This is a genomic window from Parachlamydiales bacterium, assembly GCA_041671045.1.
Lineage (GTDB): Bacteria > Chlamydiota > Chlamydiia > Chlamydiales > JABDDJ01 > JABDDJ01.
In genome coordinates this window covers 73,937-90,729 of record JBAZCF010000009.1, presented here as the reverse complement: position 1 = coordinate 90,729, position 16,793 = coordinate 73,937, and the positions used below count along the sequence as shown (strand labels likewise).

Annotated in this window: 12 protein-coding genes; 4 read left to right on the top strand and 8 right to left on the bottom strand. The window is 44.5% G+C overall.

What is annotated here, in order from left to right; all coding sequences use genetic code 11:
• Positions 1–57: 57 nt before the first annotated feature.
• The 5 genes from WC222_09835 to WC222_09815 form a co-directional block, all read right to left on the bottom strand.
• The gene (locus WC222_09835) at positions 58–693 is read right to left on the bottom strand and encodes a hypothetical protein (GenBank protein ID MFA6916685.1); all 636 of its coding nucleotides are present in this window, start codon (positions 691–693) and stop codon (positions 58–60) included.
• Positions 694–788: 95 nt separating this feature from the next.
• Entirely contained in the window at positions 789–1,976 is a 1,188-nt protein-coding gene (locus tag WC222_09830) for an aromatic amino acid transport family protein (GenBank protein ID MFA6916684.1), read from the bottom strand.
• A 213-nt stretch (positions 1,977–2,189) separates the two neighbouring features.
• Complete coding sequence (alr, locus tag WC222_09825) at positions 2,190–4,712, bottom strand: alanine racemase (GenBank protein ID MFA6916683.1); 2,523 nt, start codon at positions 4,710–4,712, stop codon at positions 2,190–2,192.
• Positions 4,713–4,716: 4 nt separating this feature from the next.
• The gene (locus WC222_09820; protein ID MFA6916682.1) at positions 4,717–5,790 is read right to left on the bottom strand and encodes an LptF/LptG family permease; all 1,074 of its coding nucleotides are present in this window, start codon (positions 5,788–5,790) and stop codon (positions 4,717–4,719) included.
• 54 nt (positions 5,791–5,844) lie between these two features.
• A complete protein-coding gene (locus WC222_09815) occupies positions 5,845–6,978 on the bottom strand; it encodes an LptF/LptG family permease (protein MFA6916681.1) in 1,134 nt (377 codons plus the stop codon).
• Positions 6,979–7,262: 284 nt separating this feature from the next.
• On the opposite strand from WC222_09815, the gene WC222_09810 reads away from it, so the two are divergent.
• The 4 genes from WC222_09810 to WC222_09795 all read left to right on the top strand — a co-directional run bounded on the left by WC222_09810 (position 7,263) and on the right by WC222_09795 (position 13,542).
• Positions 7,263–7,607 carry a DUF4339 domain-containing protein gene (locus WC222_09810; GenBank protein ID MFA6916680.1) on the top strand — a complete coding sequence of 115 codons (345 nt, stop codon included), beginning with the start codon at positions 7,263–7,265 and terminating at the stop codon, positions 7,605–7,607.
• On the top strand, positions 7,607–8,917 hold the full coding sequence (tilS, locus tag WC222_09805) for a tRNA lysidine(34) synthetase TilS (protein ID MFA6916679.1): 1,311 nt from the start codon (positions 7,607–7,609) through the stop codon (positions 8,915–8,917). Before WC222_09810 ends, tilS begins: the two co-directional genes overlap by 1 nt.
• Before the next feature lie 93 nt (positions 8,918–9,010).
• Positions 9,011–11,770 (top strand): ATP-dependent zinc metalloprotease FtsH, encoded by a 2,760-nt coding sequence (gene ftsH, locus WC222_09800; GenBank protein MFA6916678.1) that lies wholly within the window; start codon positions 9,011–9,013, stop codon positions 11,768–11,770.
• Positions 11,771–11,871: 101 nt separating this feature from the next.
• On the top strand, positions 11,872–13,542 hold the full coding sequence (locus tag WC222_09795; GenBank protein MFA6916677.1) for a cation:proton antiporter: 1,671 nt from the start codon (positions 11,872–11,874) through the stop codon (positions 13,540–13,542).
• A gap of 130 nt (positions 13,543–13,672) precedes the next feature.
• On the opposite strand, the gene pnp is transcribed toward WC222_09795, so the two are convergent.
• From pnp to WC222_09780, 3 genes are all read right to left on the bottom strand, one after another.
• Positions 13,673–15,775 carry a polyribonucleotide nucleotidyltransferase gene (pnp, locus tag WC222_09790; protein MFA6916676.1) on the bottom strand — a complete coding sequence of 701 codons (2,103 nt, stop codon included), beginning with the start codon at positions 15,773–15,775 and terminating at the stop codon, positions 13,673–13,675.
• Between the two features lie 260 nt (positions 15,776–16,035).
• Complete coding sequence (rpsO, locus tag WC222_09785) at positions 16,036–16,305, bottom strand: 30S ribosomal protein S15 (protein MFA6916675.1); 270 nt, start codon at positions 16,303–16,305, stop codon at positions 16,036–16,038.
• 144 nt (positions 16,306–16,449) lie between these two features.
• Positions 16,450–16,698 carry a hypothetical protein gene (locus WC222_09780; protein ID MFA6916674.1) on the bottom strand — a complete coding sequence of 83 codons (249 nt, stop codon included), beginning with the start codon at positions 16,696–16,698 and terminating at the stop codon, positions 16,450–16,452.
• Positions 16,699–16,793 lie beyond the last annotated feature (95 nt).

Below are 16,793 nucleotides of genomic sequence, written 5' to 3'. Positions count from 1 at the left end.
CATTTTTTAAATTAAAAAGTTATTATAATTTAAAAGGTATAATTTGTAAAGTTGTAATTAAGTATCATAAAGCGGTGCAGAATTTACATCAATTTCATAAATGCTTAGAAGTTCTCTATCTCTCGGATTCCATAATCCGTTTATTCCCGTGAGAAAGGTAAATTTAATATTGGAAAAGTGATCAGAAGCTAAACTCCTTTCTTTTTCATTTTCTCTCTTGTTTGAGAAAGTTGATGTGATCAGTTCTCGTATCCCTTGCAGTGCATTATCAAGAGCATAAGTAATGCCTACGATAGGAGAAAGGATACGTCCTTGCCAGGAGTGCATTAAATAAACTGTGTTTGGATTGAAATAGATTTCGTGATCCATATATGCAGAAATGCGTTTTATCGTTTCAATGGCTTTAAGGGGGGAATAGAGGCCTAATACGCCTAAAGCTATAAGGATCAAAGGGTCGCCGATCGACATATAGAGGTGGACTACAGCTTTCCAAAGGTGTTTTTTTTCTAATGTCAGTAAAGTTGCGGCAGCCTCATCCGCCATTCTTAAAAGTCTTCTTGGAAATTGAATCAGGGAAGAAACAACGCAATATTTTGTAGAAATTAAACGTGCGGCGATTTTTTGTGGAAAAGTATGATTTACGGAGTAGTCCTCCATTTGATGGTAGTAGTCACTTAGAAGATGGTTGAGCATGGAATATCCTTTAGAAAAAAGAATAGATAGCTATAGCTCAGCGATAAAAATAAGGCAAGAGGGCTGAAACAGTAGGATCAGCCCTCAATTAAGATCTAATATACGCCCAGCTGACGAGCGATTTCTAAACCTAGGACTAAGGAAGAAAAAGCGATCACAAGAATAAGTGCAGTTTTTCCACCTCCTAAGATCTGTCCGGGCCTATTCTCCTTATAGCGACCATGCCATACGACGACAGCAGGTAGAATTCCAAAGATGATTACTGTAGCAGTGCCGCCGGCAATGCTTAAGGCACTTAGGAAGGAGTTAGGGTCTAATACAGCAATAATGAAAGGGGGCAACAATGTAGCTATAATAAGGGCAACGTGGTTGGTTTTGCCTACATAACGTCTTAAGCCGTCATGTAGAAAATGAACACACGTTAAGGAGTTCGCTAAAAGCGATGTTGTGATCGCAAAAAGGGCAAACCCTTTGGATAAAGGAATAATATAGGGGATGCGGCTCGTGTTTTGCAAAAGCTCGGTGACCATTTGCCCTTTATCCATGACAGTTTGTACGCTTTCGCCTGATGCAGGGAGTATGCCCAAGATCACTGTTTCCCAGATAACATAGATGACAAAAGTCAGAGCCATTCCCAAGGCCATGGAGATACGGATTTTGCGGACATCCCTTCTCAAATAATGGGTCATACTGGGAACAAGATTTTGATATCCGAAGGAAATCAAAAGCAGCGGTATAGATGCTAAAGAAGCATCCCAGTGGGTTATTTGAAGGTTAGATGTATCCACATAAGATGCTCCGCTCGCAACCAAAAGGCAGTAGGTGATGATGAGGCCTACCATAAGTCCACGGTTTAGATAATCCACAGTACGTGTTCCGGCATAGATCAATATTCCTACAAAAGTCAGGGCTACTGCGGCGCCAAGCGTTTCACTTTGGAAGAGAGGTCCGAGGATTTCTCCACAGCCAATGGTATACGCTACGCAGAGGCAATAGAATAAGAAGACGAAGCAACCCCAAGTGATGATTTGTCCGGGAGTTCCGAGAGTGTGCCTAGCTAAGCTGAGAAGATTGACATCTTCTTGAAACCATAGTGTCGCTTCCAAGAGTAGAAGACCTGTGATGTACATAAATACACAGCAAAGTAACATAATAACAGTGGAGGGGATAAAACCTGCAGTCGCCGTGATGACGGGCATACCGAGCATTCCCGCGCCTATGCAACATCCGGTGATGAGTAATATACAGCCTAATATGCTGCCGTGGTGTGATTGACCTGACATGATAAAAAAATCCTAAAAATGACGTTTAGTAAATTAAAAAAAGAGGGGGACGATTAGCGCCAACGCCAAGAGCTAGGCAGAGTGCCTATGGACATATGCGTGAAGAAAGTATGAAATTTGAAAATTCTAAACATAACCCAAGGTTAAACAATTTAGTAGATTTAAGCCAAGAATTATTGAGCCGTTAGGTATTTTGACTTCTTTCGAACTTTCTTATAGCGCTTCTTCGTGAATGAAAACACGGGGAATTCGGGGTCCCAAGCAGGTGATCAATTCATGCGCGATGGAATTGCCTGAAAGGGCAAGGTTTTCAGGAGAAAGGAACTGTCCGTATTGATCACTGCCGAAGATAAGGACAGGATCGCCTACTTTTACTTGCGGTACGGCTGTTACATCCACCATCATATAATCCATGCAGATCGATCCCACCATCGGAGCGATGTGTCCTCTGATCATTACATGCGCTTTACCACTGTAATGTCTATGCAGGCCATCGAAATATCCTATAGGGAGGACTGCAATGGCTTGGTGGTCTTTCTCGATGCGATATCTGCGTCCATAGCTAACGGTGTCGCCTTTTTTACAGAGGTTGATGCCTTCTATGTGCGATATTAGGGAAAGGGCTAGTCGTAATTCTAAGATGCTAGCTGCTGCTTCCGAAGTATGGAGGCCCCAAGCTGCCAGCCCTATCCTGACCATATTATACTGTGGTAGTTTGAAGCGTATGGCGCCGGCAGAATTGGCGGCGTGTTTCCACTTTGGGTCTAGACCGTTTATTTGCAGTTCTTCGATACATTTATCGAACAATGCAATTTGCTGGAGAGTGAAGTCGTCATGTACGGGGTCATCTGCGCATGCGAAGTGTGTCATCACCCCTTCAAAAGTTAAGGAAGGGGATTGCGCAATGACTTGCGCTAAAGGCAGAGTGTCTTCGGAGCGGCATCCGAAGCGGCTCATGCCAGTGTCGACATGAAGATGGATGGGCATGTTTTTCTTTTGCCGTTCGGCCTCTTTGCCAATAGCTTCGATGGAGGCGAGGGAGCTTACACCGGCTTCAAGGTTCCATTTAACAATCTTGGCTGCTTCGTGCGGAGGGACGTTGATGACAAAGATGGGCATAGTAATCCCTGAGCGACGCAAAACAACAGCTTCGTCCACATAGGAAACACCTAAAATATGTGCGCCGGCATGATTAAGGAAACGCGCCATCCTGACACTGTCGCTACCATAGGCGTGGGCTTTGACCATGACCATGAGGCGTGTGTCATTAGGTAGATGGCGTTTTAGGGCTTGCAGATTCCATTCGATCGCTGCCAGATTAATGATGCAGAGGTTGGCGCAGCTGGCATCTGCAAAAGCACCGGCGAGGGTGTCGAAGGGAAGTTTACGTGAACCTTTAAGCAGGATGACATCATCGTGGCGTGCTTCTTGACGTAGGAGATCTATCGCTTGCTCATGATCTTGGCAAAGAGATAGCTGGATCTGAGGTGAAAAGGATTTGATTTGTTCTAGCAGAGCATTATAGGGGTGATTTCCAACAAGGAATAGACGGTCTACAGGATTTTTCACCAGCGCTTGTCCGATGCGTTTATAGTCGTGGTCGGGTGTGGTCGACGTCGTGCGTAGGCCGGAGAAAACGAAAATTTTGCGTCCTTTACCGGCAGCTTTGCGCAAGGTGAGTAAGGATTGGTCGATAGAAAGAGGGTCGTTGCAAGTGCTGTCATTGATGAAAGTAGTGCCAAGCGAAGATTGCCAGATTTCTGTACGGGTAGGTTCAGGTGTGAAGTCTTTCAGGATATTAAGAATGTTTTCTTGATTTGCTCCTAAGAGCCAAGCCGCTTTTACAGCCATGTTGAGCAGATCGATGTAATAGTGGTGTTCCCCCGGGATGATACTCTCGTAAACGGTCTTATCAGGAAAAACTATCGTGAATGGTTGGACAGGATCAGATGTGGATCCGGCAGTAAATGCATGAGGAAGATGTTCCCTTCTATCATGCCAGCAGATCAAGTCGGTATCTATTTTAACGCTAAATGGTGCTAGTAGTGTGCTTTTGGGTGCCAGCAGCCAGGAATCCTTCGGGAGTAATTTGAAGAGCAGCATAATTTCATGCACCGTAGTGGTGATATCGCCCATAGTGTGGAGGTGTTTTTTTCCAAAGTGGGTGATGATCCCTCTGTCCGGGAGGACCATTTTATGCAGGATATCCATTTCTCCCGGTTCGGAGACGGCAGTTTCAATGAGGGCGATCTTATCTTTGGAGGAGACAGTGAATAGGCTAAGAGGAACGCCGATTTGGCTATTATAGCTCCCCGGTGAGGCAGCGATAGGATACTGAAGTCGCAGGATATTCCAAAGAAGGTCTTTCAGCATAGTTTTTCCGAAAGAGCCTGCGATGGCAACGAAAGTAGTGTCTTTAAGCTGCTTGCGGTAGCTTCCGGCTAATGATTGCAGAGTTTGGAGCGGAGAGTGAACACGCAGCAGATGGATGGATTGGGGAAGGGCAAGTGCGGGAAAGTCCTCTTTTACCACTGCGAAACGAGCTCCATTGGAGATAGCATTTTCGATAAAATGATGACCGTCATGGGTTCCTTGAAGGGCGAAGAATATGGAATGGGGAGAGCTAATGCGCCTGGAGTCAATGGCGACCTGGTCGATAAATGTAGGGGAGTGGATGTGGAGTTTATTTAGGAGCGAGGCTATTTCAGGGCATAACTGAAGATCGAAAGGGTCCATAATTCTACCTCATTTTGTAGAAGCGGTACAGTCCAAAAAGCATTGTTAGGCCGATAGGGGTGAGAAGTAAAAAAGCAGGATCGGCCAGCTGCCTTCGTGAAATGACAGTGAGGGCATCAAGAAAAAGGTAAAACGCGATAAGAGAGAAAATACCGATAGCGTAGTAAAGAAAAATGGGCAGTTGCCGTGCAAAACGGGTGCAGAAGGAGGCGGGAATAAGTACGGCGATAAGGCAAAGCAACGGCATGGATGCCTTGTGGAAGAAGACGGTGGAGATCTGAGCTTCGCGCGGGGTTAGCATTGTTCCGGGGGATTTAATTTCACTCCACAGTTCGGAAAGAGGCTGCAGTTCCGGAATAGCGGAGGCTGTTTTAAGGGAGTCATTGCTGATTTTAAGGTCAGTCAGAGCGAGAAAAGAATCGGAGGAAGTCACATTCAATTTACCTTTTTCATCGCGCTTGAAGGACTCTACAAATTCGCCATAGGGGATTTGAGCGTAAGGATAGAAATATTTGATTTTATAGATTTCATGGATATTTTTAATCCAGTAAGCATCAAAGAACCGTAGCTGGTCAGGCTCGTAGTTTTGGTAGACGAAGAAAGCATTATTGCCTAGGGGAAGAGTATGAGGAACCACTTGCAAATTCTTAGCAGGTTTCTGCTTACGTATGGCGTGAAGGAATTTGACTTGAGCTAGAGAGCGCGGGATGAACCACTGCTCATTAGCATATAAAAAGAGTGTACAAAGGATTCCTAGAATAAGGAAAGGACGCATGAGGGTACGTAAGGAGAGCCCTCCGCATTGCAAGGCTGTTAGTTCATTGTTAGTGTTCAACCTTAGGAGTACACGCATGGTTGCTAAGCTTAATGCAAAAGGGATCAAAACATCTGCGCGGTGTACAAACTCCAAAGCATAGTAGACTCCCCACTGGAGCCATGAAATATGGATGCCTTTACTGCGGAAAGCGCCGAGTTGATTGGAAAAATCAATGAGGACATAGAGAGCGTAAAATCCTATGAGCGTTCCAAAGAATGCTTGCAGCAGCTGTATCCAAATATATTTTTTCCAAGTTTGCATAAACACTAGTATCGCAGAGGATTATTTTCAGAGGCTGATTTATTACCCAAACTATTACTCCTTCCCATGATTTAATCGGTAGAGCTTGAAGGATGACAAGCTTATCAAAAAAAGCTGGGGGACAAAATATAATAAGAGTGCAGGAACAACCTTATCATCTAAACTTTTGGCAAGAAAGTAACATAACAGGAAAACACCGGATAGAAGACCAAGAGTAAGCATGCTCCAGCGGCGCTGCTGCCGTCCAATCTGGATGCTAAATGCGGCCCCCAATAACGTGAAGGTAAATAGTGCGAGCGCTGCTGATACTCTTCTGCCCAATTCAGTATAGACTCGAGATATATTTTTCTTGGCCTCTTTGCATCGTTCAGAGTTCTTTTGTTCACAGGCGAGGCTCAAATTATCCTTCTGTACAGTAAGGTGCTGATTCAAAAGGGCAAGCTGAAGATGGTCGGGATGGACGTTCCAACTTTTCTGTTGAAGCGCAGGAGTGAAGGCGTCGTAAGGTGTTTCCAATAGGGAAATGTTCTCAATGTTTAATGCGTCAAAGCCATTTTCCTCTGCTACGGGAAGGATAAATGTGACATTTTCTCCGATGACGGCATTTTTATCTCCACGGATAGATTGTGCTAAGGCCAAGTCAATCCGTTGGTTGCGCATATCCGGGATGGCAAAGAAAACATCGCCGGCAAATTCTGCGTAGGTGGAAGTGCCTAAAGTTTCGCAAGAGATACCTTGCATGGATAGGATACGTTTATTCTGTAGGAGAATCAAGGGATTGATCGTGCGTAATTTATGGCGAAGCTGGCCATTCGTGAGGTGAGCTTGTGAGGCTATCTCAGACGTTAGATAGAAGTCCGCTGCCGTCAGGAAGGTCGCTGTAATCAGGATAGGGGTTAAAATAGCAAACAGCCCCACACCGCAAGCTCTCAGAGCAGTCAGTTCCTGGCGTATGGACAAACGTGAGAAAAGGAGGTATGAGGAAATCAATGCTGCTATCGGTAATGCGATCGGGAGTAGATAAGGAAGCTGCAGGGTGATGAATTGGGCAAGTTCTCCTGCAGAGGAACCTAAGCAGGCAAAGTGCGCAATTTCGTCAAAACGGAGGGTTAGCAGGATAGCTACAAATGAGATTGTACATAGCGCCATGACTTTTAAATAGTCATACACTAAATATTTCCACAACATTGGCATAAACTAACCGCTAAAAACAATATTTTAGTAATATTATACTGAAAAGCTGCATTGTTGCATAATTAACTATCCAGCTTGCAATAGATAGAAAAATTCAAAGAAATTTTTATTGTTTGTTTATGCGATAGCCCTCGTCACAATTCCGACGAATGGCATTAGACTTCTTTCGAAATTCGCTTTGGTAGAGAAATTTGCCGGTAAAGATGCCAAAAGTGGCAGTTTTAACAATCAAATGGAATGTCGAAAGAAGTCTATTAATAATAAAAACGAGATAGCAGATGCAGGAAATTGCTAAGAATAAGATATGGTATTTATGGGTGAACGGCAAAGAAGAGGGGCCTTTCTCTTTGGCTGAAGTGCAATCCCACCCTGCTTTGACTCCTGACCTCTATGTCCGAAAAGAGGGGAGCGACAAGTGGACCCCTGCGCGTCATGTTCCTGAACTGCAGCGGCTTTTTGAAGACCCGCAAGAAATTGCCCCTGAGATAAAAAAAACTCCTCTCCTCAATCCTGCAGGAGACGAGCTGACCCTTTCCTACCAAGATCCTTCTTCTTTTTGGTTTTGGCTGCTGGTTTTAGGAATTGTCTTAACGTATCTTGCAATATATTCCCGCGGTTCTTGATGCATTTGGCGGATACCCTCCATCACTTCCTATTTAAATACGGACTTATCCGTTCTAAAGTATTGCTTGCAGTTTCAGGTGGACCTGACTCTATGGCTATGCTGCACGCCTTCCATAGCAAGCACCGCTTCCCTGGTTTGGAAGTAGGGGTTGCTCATGTCGATCATTGCTGGCGGTCAGAGAGTACCCAAGAAGCTCTTACTCTAGAAAAAATCGTTAAAGCTAAAAATTTGGATTGGCATCTTAAGACTTTGGATCCCTCCTTGATGCAAGGAAATCTGGAAGAGGCCTGCCGGGAGGCTCGGCTGAATTTTTTTGCGGAGGTCTGTCAGAAGTACGGTTATGCTGGGGTTCTATTAGCGCATCATGCGGATGATCAGGCTGAAACTGTATTAAAGCGTGTTTTTGAGGGCGCTTCATTGCTTTCTTCCAAAGGGATGCAAGAAAAAAGCACTTATCAGGGCTTGGTGTTATATCGTCCTTTCCTAAAACTAACTAAGAAAAATATCCTCGACTATATCCAAGCGCAGAGTATTCAAGCTTTCGATGACCCCACTAATTATAGTGAGAAATATACTCGTGCGAAGATGCGTAGTGCCCTGATCCCGCAGTTATCAAACTATTTTGGGAAAGAGATTGCGCCTCCTCTAGCTCGTCTAGGGGAAACATTGAATGAATTAGAAGATTTTATTTCCACTCAGCTGCCTCCAGTGGAAAAGGGTTGGTGTGGATGGATGGTGGACTGTAATAATAGGGCTCAGTTGCATCCTTTTGTTTTAAAACATATTCTTTACGCCCTGTTTAGGAATCAAGATTTCGCCGTCCCTTCAGTTCTTATGGAGGGAATTGTCATTGATTTGAAAGGAAATGCAGCGAATAAATCCTACGTTATAGGCCAGACTACTCTCTATGTAGACAGGGGATATATTTTTGCCTTACAAGTTTCCGATCAGAAGTCAGAACGCCTACCCCTTAAATTAGGGGAGAATCACTGGGGTGAATGGAAAATTACCTTAGAGAGAAATATTAGCGGCGCTAGGAACCATTCTGGATGGAAAAATCTGTGGAAAGGGGAAGTGTCTGTTCAAGTGCCTGACAGTGAATATTTTGCAGGCTTGGGAGACTCGCACGCCACGTTAATCCCGCGCAATAAGGAGTTAGGTCATTGGTGGAGTGATTCGAAAGTCCCCGCTTTTCTAAGGCAACTTATTCCGGTGATCTGGGACAAGGATGCGGTCACTGCAGAATTCTTAGGTCCCCCTTTAATTAATGATAAGTTGCCCCTCTTGATTACTCTTTCCCGTGAGTGATACCCAATAACGTTGCGGCTGAATGGGAGTTTTGATAGAGTGGAATAATGCAACTTTGTAGATTATTACAGATTATTTGAATTGGTTTAGCTTATGAATGATGACAATAAACAAGATATGAAGAAAGGTTTCTCCAACAGTTTCGTTTGGCTGCTTATGGCCGCCTTTCTTTTGATGATGCTTGTCCAGAACATGATCGAAACGAAAAGAGCCAACGTCTCTTTTAGTTATCAGCTAGAAAGTTTGGTCAACCTCCAACTACTTCAACCGGAAGACAACCGCAAAATAGCTCTCAACGATAATCTTGTCACTTTTAGCGGCAAATTTAGGGATAGGGAGACAGAAGAGGGCAAACAGCGCTATAAATATCTGGAGCTTCTCTACAACCAGTTAGAACTTACCCAAAAACAGCAGCACGTCACTTCCGAGCTGGAAGCTATGCGCGGAGCTATTACTGAAGCTGCGGAATGGTTCCTCCTGCTGACAGGTCAACCTCTTCAGAAAGAGGGCTATGTCGTTGTCGAAGATTTCTATAGCACCCCAAGTAGAGACTATTCCATTGTTGTTAAACAATTGCCTAACAAAAAGGCAGAGTCTTTAGCTGATTTGAAAAAACGCTTTGACGCCATGAACGCCGAAACTCCTCAGCAAACTGTGGATGCTTTTGGTAATGCTTTGTCAGGCCTTATTAAAAATTTCAGATCCCCTTACCTTGGTGTGGGCAGCGAACCGTTAAAATTGACATTGAAGTCTATTGATAATGATGTATCCCGCGTCAATAGCACTCTCAATCTCAGCACATCTAACCGCCTTGCTGTTTATGGGAAAAGCCTAGATAGTTTGCAGCAGACCGTTAATGAGTTGAATACAGCTCAAAACCGTACAAAGCTAGCCGCATTACGCAGCGTCCGTTCTTATAAAACTACGATTGAAGATCTCAACCAAATCAATACAAAATTAGATGACAACTCTGTGCAGCTGGATAAAGCCCGCCAAAACGTCGCTAATACTGTCTGGTTCTTCAATAACAAAGAACTGTCGACTCGCGCCCTTGAAAAACAAGATCCTGATTTATTCACACAATGGTTTGCTACAGCCAGAGAGGAGTGGGAGCGTTTTCCTGCCAATAAAGGCGCCTCTTTCAAAGCTCCTGACCAGCCATTGAACCTTGTGCTGGAAAAAACCTTTAAAAGCGAAGAGCCTGCTCCCAATTATATGAGCTATCTCGTGACGCTTCTGCCTGTCCTACTGGTGTTATTCGCCCTCTACTTCCTGTTTGCAAGACAAATGAAGGGGATGGGGTCAAACGCTATGAATTTCGGCAAATCTCCTGCAAAACTCCTGCAAAAAGGGTCCAATAAACTGACATTTAAGGATGTTGCCGGCGTAGACGAAGCTATCGAGGAATTACAAGAGATTGTCGACTTCTTAAAGTCGCCCAATAAATTCACTGCCCTCGGCGGCCGTATTCCCAAAGGCGTTCTTTTGATCGGTCCTCCGGGTACAGGTAAGACTCTTATTGCAAAAGCCGTGGCTGGAGAAGCCGACAGACCATTCTTCTCTATCTCAGGCTCTGACTTTGTTGAGATGTTTGTCGGTGTAGGTGCAAGCCGTATCCGTGATATGTTCTCCGAAGCGAAGAAAAACGCACCTTGCATCATCTTTATGGATGAGATCGACGCTGTGGGTCGCCATAGAGGTGCAGGCATTGGCGGGGGTCATGACGAACGCGAACAAACGCTTAACCAGCTTCTGGTTGAAATGGACGGCTTTGATACTAACGAAGGCGTCATTCTGATGGCAGCGACCAACCGCCCGGATGTGCTGGATAAAGCCCTATTGCGTCCTGGAAGGTTTGACCGTAGAGTTATCATCAATTTGCCTGACATTAAGGGCCGTTATGATATCTTGAAAGTCCATGCACGCAAAATCAAATTAGATCCTTCCGTCGATCTAATGTCTATTGCACGTGCGACTCCCGGTTCTTCAGGCGCTGACCTAGCCAACCTCTTGAATGAAGCAGCATTGTTGGCAGCCCGTAAAGGGCGTTCTGCCGTTACCATGCAAGAAGCGACAGAAGCACGCGACAAAGTGCTCTATGGAAAAGAAAGACGCAGCTTAGAGCTAGATAACGAAGAGAAGAAAACAACAGCCTATCACGAATCCGGTCACGCTATCGTGGGATTAGTTGTAGAGCATGCAGATCCGATTGATAAGGTGACGATTATTCCACGCGGCATGTCTTTAGGTGCGACATTCTTCCTGCCTAAAAAGAATCGTGTCAGTATGTGGAAGCGTGAAGCTTTCGATCAGCTTGCAGTGTTAATGGGTGGACGTGTTGCGGAAGAAGTCTTTATAGGGGATATCTCCAGTGGTGCCCGTCAAGACATCGAACAGGCGACTAGTTTAGCCCGTAGTATGGTATGTGAATGGGGGATGAGCGAAAAACTCGGTCTCGTAGCCTATGATGAACGTTCAGATTCCGGACAGCATTTAGGCCTTACCAACTATTACGAAAAGAAATATTCCGAAGAAACCGCCCGTGCAATTGATAGTGAAGTGCGCCAGCTCTTGGACAATGCTTATAGACGTGCCAAAGAGATTATTCTAAAGTACAGAGAGCATCTTGAGTTAATGACGCAGATGTTGATGGAGTTTGAAACTTTAGATGCGAAAGACGTAGATCTCATTATCAATGGTAAGTGGGATATTGAAGAGAAGCGGAAACGCATTCGTGAAGCAGAGGAACTCAATAGAAAAATGCCTCTCACACCTCCGCCGCCGCCGCCGCCGTCGATCAAAGCGACAGAGGGGATCAAGCCTGTGGAGCTTCAACCTGATATCAGGGTGTAATCGAAAACGCTATATGAAGAACGGCGCTTTCCGCAAGGATTAGCGCCGTTTTGCTATAATAAAGAACAGCTGCAATCATTGCTGAGGCACCTAATACGCTTATGGAACATAGTTTAGCCATTGTAGCGATACTTACCATCGGTTTCTCATTAGCAAGCTTTCTCGGCTATATCACGCAACGCCTTAACCTCCCGACAATTTTAGGCTACCTTCTTGCAGGCTTTGTTATTGGTCCTTATTCTCCGGGCTATGTAGCGGACTTAACGATTTCTGAACAACTTGCCGAAATCGGTGTTATCCTTATGCTTTTCGGCGTAGGTATGCATTTCAAGCTAGAAGACCTAATCAACGTAAAAAATATCGCAATCCCAGGCGCTACGGTTCAGACACTTGCTGCTACGATTATTGGCACTACAATCGTCTATGCTGCAGGTTGGCCATTGGTAGCTGGACTTATCATCGGCTTATCCATTGGCGTTGCGAGTACAGTCGTTCTTGTGCGCGTACTTTCTGACAGAAACTTGTTGAATACACAGCAAGGACATATTGCTGTCGGCTGGTTAGTTGTCGAAGATATATTTACTGTGATCATCCTTATCCTCCTTCCAACTATCTCAGCTCTTTCGGAAGGTGCATCGTTTTCATACACTTCCTTGATAGGATCAGTGTTATTTGTTATGGGTAAATTTGTTGTTTTAGCTCTCCTGATGTTTACTTGGGGGCATAAAGTCGTAGGGTTTATCCTCACAAATATTGCCCGTGTCCGTTCACAAGAGCTTTTTACTTTAACGGTTCTTGCAATTGTTTTTGTTATCGCTGCCGGATCAGCAGTTGTATTCGGTACTTCCATTGCATTAGGTGCCTTCATTGCAGGGATGGTGATAGGAAAAACAAGCGTCAGGCATCAAGCAGCGGCCAATGCACTTCCTTTTAAAGATATCTTTGCAATCATCTTCTTTTTATCAGTAGGGATGTTGTTCAATCCGATGGCGATAGTGACTCATTTCGGCTTATTTATAGGCTTAATTAGCGTGATCTTAATTGTGAAGCCCTTAGCAGCTTACCTTATCACTATCTTCCTCAAGTACCCCCTGAAAGTAGCTCTTACAGTTGCTATTTCACTTGCACAGATTGGAGAATTCTCCTTTATTCTTGCAGAAGAAGCGATGAACCTGAAGCTGCTTCCGGATGATGGCTTCGACATTTTAGTCGCTTGCGCGTTGATCTCCATTTCCATCAATCCGTTGCTTTTCCAGATGTTGGATTATACTGAAACCTACTTGCTTAGAATGAAATTTTTCAGAGAGTTCAATCTAAGCTCGGCAAAAGCGCAGGAGATGAAGAAGCTGTACGTACCTAAAGTTGTGGTTGTGGGTTTTGGACCTATCGGTAGGGAAGTCTCAAAGATCCTTAGAAAGATAGGCTATATTCCGATGATTATCGAGCACAATATTGATACAGTATCGGCTTTGGATGAGGATAATGCACTAATTTTTGGCGATGCTGCGGAAGAAAATATCTTAAAAGACGCCAATCTTGCCGATGCCCGCTATCTCATCATTACGATACCCGATACTGCTAAAACGTGTGAGATTATCCATGCTGCACGCCAAGTGAATCCCACGATCCAAATCATTGCCAGAGTCCAATATCATGGAGAAAGGTATCTGATGGAACAGCAAAAAGTACCTTATATCTGTACGGAAGATGAAGCTCTTGCAGCCTTTACCCATCTGGTCCGTCGAACAGTCCTTAATTCTAAAGTACTTTAGACTACAATTGTAAATAGGCTTAGTTGTGGAAGAAAGTGGAGCGGCTTGAATAGGATGTATGAGTTGCCCTTCGATGGCTCGAAGGGCAACAAAGCAGCGGCAAGTCGCCGCTTTCCTGAATTAGAATAGACTAAGCTGCCGGTGCAGTATTGGGAAGTGTGGCTTTTCTGCTGAGCTTCAGCTGGCCGCGTTCGTTGATATCCAATACCTTGACGGAGATCATCTCGCCTACTTTCACATGCAGGTTCAAGTCATTGATTCGTGCGAAATCATATTCTGAGATATGGCACAAACCTTCTTTTCCTGGCAGAATCTCAACGAACAATCCAAATGGCGCTACGGATGTGATTTTGCCGTGATAGACGCGTCCAATTTCAACATCGGAAGTAAGGCCTAAAATAATGGCTTTAGCACGTTCTATGCTTTCCAAGTCGGATGAGGAAATACTGACCCGGCCATCATCGTCGATGTCAATTTCTACACCGGTTTGCTCAATGATTGCACGGATTTGCTTGCCGCCTGGACCAATGACCGATGCGATTTTGCTTGGCTTAATCAGCAGCGTTTCGATACGCGGTGCATAAACCGACATTTCTTTACGTGGTTCTGGGCATACAGCCAGCATTTTCTCTAGGATGTGGACTCTGCCGTGTTTTGCTTGCGCTAAAGCTGCAGCCATAATCTCGTGAGTGATGCCTTCAACCTTGATGTCCATTTGGAAGGCTGTAATACCGTCTTTGTCACCTGTGATTTTGAAGTCCATATCACCTAAGGCATCTTCAATGCCTAGAATATCCGAAAGGATAGTGTAGCGATCCTCTTCAAGAATCAAGCCCATAGCGATGCCTGCTACCGGACGTTTAATCGGGACACCAGCATCCATCAACGCTAAGCAGCAGCCGCAGACTGACGCCATGGAAGATGAACCATTGGATTCTGTGATGTTGGATTCAAGACGTACGGTATAGGGGAATACTTCTTTAGGGGGCATAATAGCGAGCAAAGCGCGTTCGGCAAGTTTGCCGTGGCCAATTTCACGTCTTCCCGGGGAGCCTATGCGTCCGACTTCACCTACAGAGAATGGGGGGAAGAAATATTGTAGATAGAAGCGGTGCGCGTTCTCGCCTTCAAGGTTTTCAAAACGCTGCGCCATATGTTCTCCACCCAGAGTACATACTGCGAGTGACTGTGTTTCGCCGCGTGTAAATAGCGAGCTGCCGTGGCTGCGTGGAAGAATGCCTTGCTCAACGAAGATTGCACGAATTTCTGTAGTGGAGCGTTGGTCGCTTCTCTTTCCTTCATCGAGGATCATTTTGCGCATGATCTTCGACATGTAACTTTTATATGCTTTAGCAATAAGCTTAGTAGACCAGCGCTCTTCGCTGCCTTCTGGATTGAGGTGTGCTAGAAGATCTTCTTTAATGCTATCGATTGCTTCTTCACGTTCTTTTTTACCTTTAATGCGTAGAGCTTGGCCGATTTTTGCACTCACATGGCTTTCGACTTCTTTTTGGAGGTCTTCAGGATCGTGGGTGATAGTGCTGAGGTTCTTCTCTTTACCAAGTTCTTTCTGCCATTGAGCTAATCCGTGGCAAATTTCTTTAATTGCATTATGGCCGGTCTCGATAGCTTCTATTACTTGTTCTTCTGTTAGGAAGTCGCAGTAGCCTTCGATCATTAGGATCGCGTCAGTAGTACCCGCGATCATCAGATCTAGCAAGGATACTTTCATTTCTTCAGCAGAAGGGTTGATGACAAATTTGTTATTTACCAAGCCGACACGAACTGCGCCTAGAGGTTTAGAAAGAGGGATATCTGAAAGGCATAAGGCGGCGGAAGCGGCGCAGATTGCTAGAGGTTCGGGTGCATGAACACCATCATAGGACCAAACGTAGGAGAGAATTTGAACTTCGTCATGATAGCCTTCAGGAAAAAGGGGACGGAGAGGGCGGTCAATAAGACGGGAGACGAGGATTTCTTTTTCGGAGGGGCGTCCTTGACGTTTGATAAATCCGCTAGCTGTTTTACCTACAGAAGAGAAGTTTTCTTGGTAATCTACACGCAGGCCTAGGAAGTCGGCTGTTTCGGATCCAGCGGCGGAGCATGCAGATGTAAAGACGAGGGTATCGCCATGGCGAACGAGTACGGCGCCATTAGCTTGGCGTGCGATGCGTCCTGTTTCAAATAGCAATTCTTTGCCGCCAACTTGGACTTTAAGTGTTTTGCGTTCCATGTTTCTTAGGAGCTCCTTAATAGGGTTATTGATGCGTTCAAAAATATTCTCAGAGAACGCATCGCATATTTAGTTAGTGAATAATGAGTATATCGAGATAGAAAATTGTTTGCTAGGATATTGACGCCCAACTCTGCGCAGATGAATGAGTGTAATTTCCGTGAATAATAATTTGGTGTATTTTTGATATTAGGCTAAAAACGGGGAGTGATCGTGAGAAAGGGGAAAGCGTCTTGATTAGACGCTTTCCATAAGGAAAATCAGCGTCTAAGCTTAAGCTTAGTGATGAGGGCCTGGTAACGCTTCGTATCTGTAGAGTTTAAGTAGTCTAGAAGACGGCGACGTTGACCTACGAGTTTTAAAAGAGCTAGGCGTGAGCCGTGATCTTTTGGTGAGCGTTTTAAATGCTCAGTAAGTTCCGCAATTCTTTCTGTTAGAATAGCGATCTGAACATCAGCGGAGCCGGTGTCTTTCTCGTGAAGTTGGAACTTTTTAGTAATTTCCTCTTTAGTGCCTTTATCTAGTGACATTCAGAGTTTCCCCCTGTTAATGGAGCTTAGCAGATGCATTCTAAGCTCGGGATTTATTAACTTTTGGTTATCATCTTGTTAAGGCAATATTGTATCACAAATCGAATTATACATCAAGTGATACGTCAAGTGTTAGATCAAGGGTTATACCTTAGTATCAAGTATTATCTCAAGATAGGGCGGGAATTTCCCTGTGGCGTCTCTGCGTAGGGCTAATTTGAAGGGAATAGTGATGTGTCCAAGACTTTTTTCTTCCATCAATTCCTCCCAAACTTTTTTCTTTAAATCATCATTTATGGGTTCGTTTTCATATTTCTTCAATAATTTCTTAACATATTCCTGTTCATCACCCCGAATAATGTCATGTCCATAGAAGGGACCGTGATGTGACATGATGTCATTTCCTTGCTTTTACAGAAGTTTGGTGTTATGTTAATTACCGATTAAACGTGTATACAATCCATATTAATACTTACGAAGAGGTTTTG

Coding starts and splice junctions, on each gene's coding strand:
- tilS (MFA6916679.1), top strand. CDS start 7,607: ATGCATTTGGCGGATACCCTCCATCACTTCCTATTTAAATACGGACTT.
- alr (MFA6916683.1), bottom strand. CDS start 4,712: ATGGACCCTTTCGATCTTCAGTTATGCCCTGAAATAGCCTCGCTCCTA.
- pnp (MFA6916676.1), bottom strand. CDS start 15,775: ATGGAACGCAAAACACTTAAAGTCCAAGTTGGCGGCAAAGAATTGCTA.
- ftsH (MFA6916678.1), top strand. CDS start 9,011: ATGAATGATGACAATAAACAAGATATGAAGAAAGGTTTCTCCAACAGT.
- WC222_09820 (MFA6916682.1), bottom strand. CDS start 5,790: ATGCAAACTTGGAAAAAATATATTTGGATACAGCTGCTGCAAGCATTC.
- WC222_09815 (MFA6916681.1), bottom strand. CDS start 6,978: ATGTTGTGGAAATATTTAGTGTATGACTATTTAAAAGTCATGGCGCTA.
- WC222_09810 (MFA6916680.1), top strand. CDS start 7,263: ATGCAGGAAATTGCTAAGAATAAGATATGGTATTTATGGGTGAACGGC.
- rpsO (MFA6916675.1), bottom strand. CDS start 16,305: ATGTCACTAGATAAAGGCACTAAAGAGGAAATTACTAAAAAGTTCCAA.
- WC222_09795 (MFA6916677.1), top strand. CDS start 11,872: ATGGAACATAGTTTAGCCATTGTAGCGATACTTACCATCGGTTTCTCA.
- WC222_09780 (MFA6916674.1), bottom strand. CDS start 16,698: ATGTCACATCACGGTCCCTTCTATGGACATGACATTATTCGGGGTGAT.
- WC222_09830 (MFA6916684.1), bottom strand. CDS start 1,976: ATGTCAGGTCAATCACACCACGGCAGCATATTAGGCTGTATATTACTC.
- WC222_09835 (MFA6916685.1), bottom strand. CDS start 693: ATGCTCAACCATCTTCTAAGTGACTACTACCATCAAATGGAGGACTAC.